General features: G+C 49.4%; 2 protein-coding genes. Both read right to left on the bottom strand.

Annotated features, from left to right (window positions below):
- Nucleotides 1-36: 36 nt before the first annotated feature.
- Nucleotides 37-828, bottom strand: a complete 792-nt coding sequence (gene thiM, locus R7P67_RS23755) for a hydroxyethylthiazole kinase (protein WP_318086184.1) — start codon at nucleotides 826-828, stop codon at nucleotides 37-39.
- Between the two features lie 18 nt (nucleotides 829-846).
- Nucleotides 847-1,509 carry a thiaminase II gene (tenA, locus tag R7P67_RS23750; RefSeq protein ID WP_021484408.1) on the bottom strand — a complete coding sequence of 221 codons (663 nt, stop codon included), beginning with the start codon at nucleotides 1,507-1,509 and terminating at the stop codon, nucleotides 847-849.
- Nucleotides 1,510-1,624 lie beyond the last annotated feature (115 nt).

Below are 1,624 nucleotides of genomic sequence, written 5' to 3'. Positions count from 1 at the left end.
TTGGAGTGAGAGGCGTTTAAAGCATTGAGAAGCGATTTATCTCACTTGTAATGTAAGACGTGTTGCCAGTGTTTCTTCATCCAGTTGGTAAAGCTCATCCAAAAGATGCATTTGTAAACTACCTGGCCCTCGCGCTTGCTCAGCCGCAATTTCCCCCACAACGCCAAGCACCGCTGCTGCAGCAAGGCCCGTTTCGTCGCCGATTGCTGCGAAAGCGCCAGTCAGTGCCGTTAGTGTGCAGCCCATGCCCGTTACGTATGGCATCATCTCGTGACCATTATTCAGCTGGACGGTTTGCTCTTTTGTCACTATGTAGTCAGTTTCGCCGGAGATCACCACACTTGCTCCGCATTCTTCAACTAAGAAGTGAGCCGCCCCAAGGGCTGCATCACTACTGTCGAGTGCATCTACACCTTTGCTTTGCGCTTGCTCACCAGCGAGAGCAATGATTTCGGAAGCATTACCACGAATGATTAACTTGTTTGCAAGGCGGGCGATTTCGCGCGAGGTTTCGGTGCGTAGTGAACTTGCACCGCAACCGACAGGGTCGAGCACAACAATTTTACCGTTCGAGTTGGCTTGCTCGACGGCATAGCTCATGCGCGGCGTCCAAACGCTGTCTAGGGTGCCGATGTTGATCACCAAAGCGCCAGCAAACGACATCATTTCTGCCATTTCTTGCTTTGAATGCGCCATGATTGGCGAAGCTCCGATAGCCAACAAAGCGTTCGCCGTGTTGTTCATCACCACGTAGTTGGTAATGTTCACGACTAAAGGCTTTTGCTGACGCACTGCGGTTAATGCTTGAGTGATTTGTTCTATTAACATGAGATTCTCCAATTAACCTTATTGCGCGTTTAGACCTTGTTGCCAAAACGCCACTTCCATACGCGTTGCGGTTTTGAAGACCTGAATCAGGTTTTGACCGCGCTGGCTGTAGATGTCGATTTCAGCCAGCAACTGGTTAAAGTGTTCGGCCCCACTTGCCACGCCTGATTGGAACTCTTCACCGCCGTACAAGTTAATCCAACTTGCGTAAGGATTGCCTTCGAATACCGTGTTTTCATCTTCAATCAGCATTTTACCAATGACGGCGTAGCCGATGGAGCAAGGGGCGAGCGCGGCATACAAGTCAACTAAGTCGCCCGTCATGCCTGCATCCAATACGTAGCGCGTGTAAGCCACCGTGCCAAAATCTTCCGGCTCGTTTTCGAGATCCGATTCCGTTAATCCCCACTGGCCGCAGTAGGTAACATGGTGGGTAATCTCTGAATCTAAAAGCGCATGTACGCTTGGTAGTGCGCGGCGCATGTCGTCTAACGTACGTGCTTTGTAGATTGCCAGCGCATAAGCTCGCGCGTACTGTTTTAGGAATAAGAAATCTTGTTTCAAGTAATGCAGAAAACAAGGTTGAGCCAGTGTGCCTTTAGCTAATTGCTGCACGAAGGCATGCTCAGTGTATTCTTGCCAATCTTGGCGGCAAGCGTCGATCAAATCTTGGTATTTCATAATGAGACTGCCTCGTAATTAGTCAAAGCTCGGTACGTAATCTTTCGCTTTTGGTAGCGTTTCGATGATTTTTTGTGAGTACATGAACTCGGCGTAATCGTCATAGCGTTTTAGG

The organism is Vibrio sp. Vb0937, assembly GCF_033338855.1.
The sequence above is the reverse complement of the archived record's forward strand: the minus strand, read 5'-3'. Positions and strand labels throughout refer to the sequence as shown.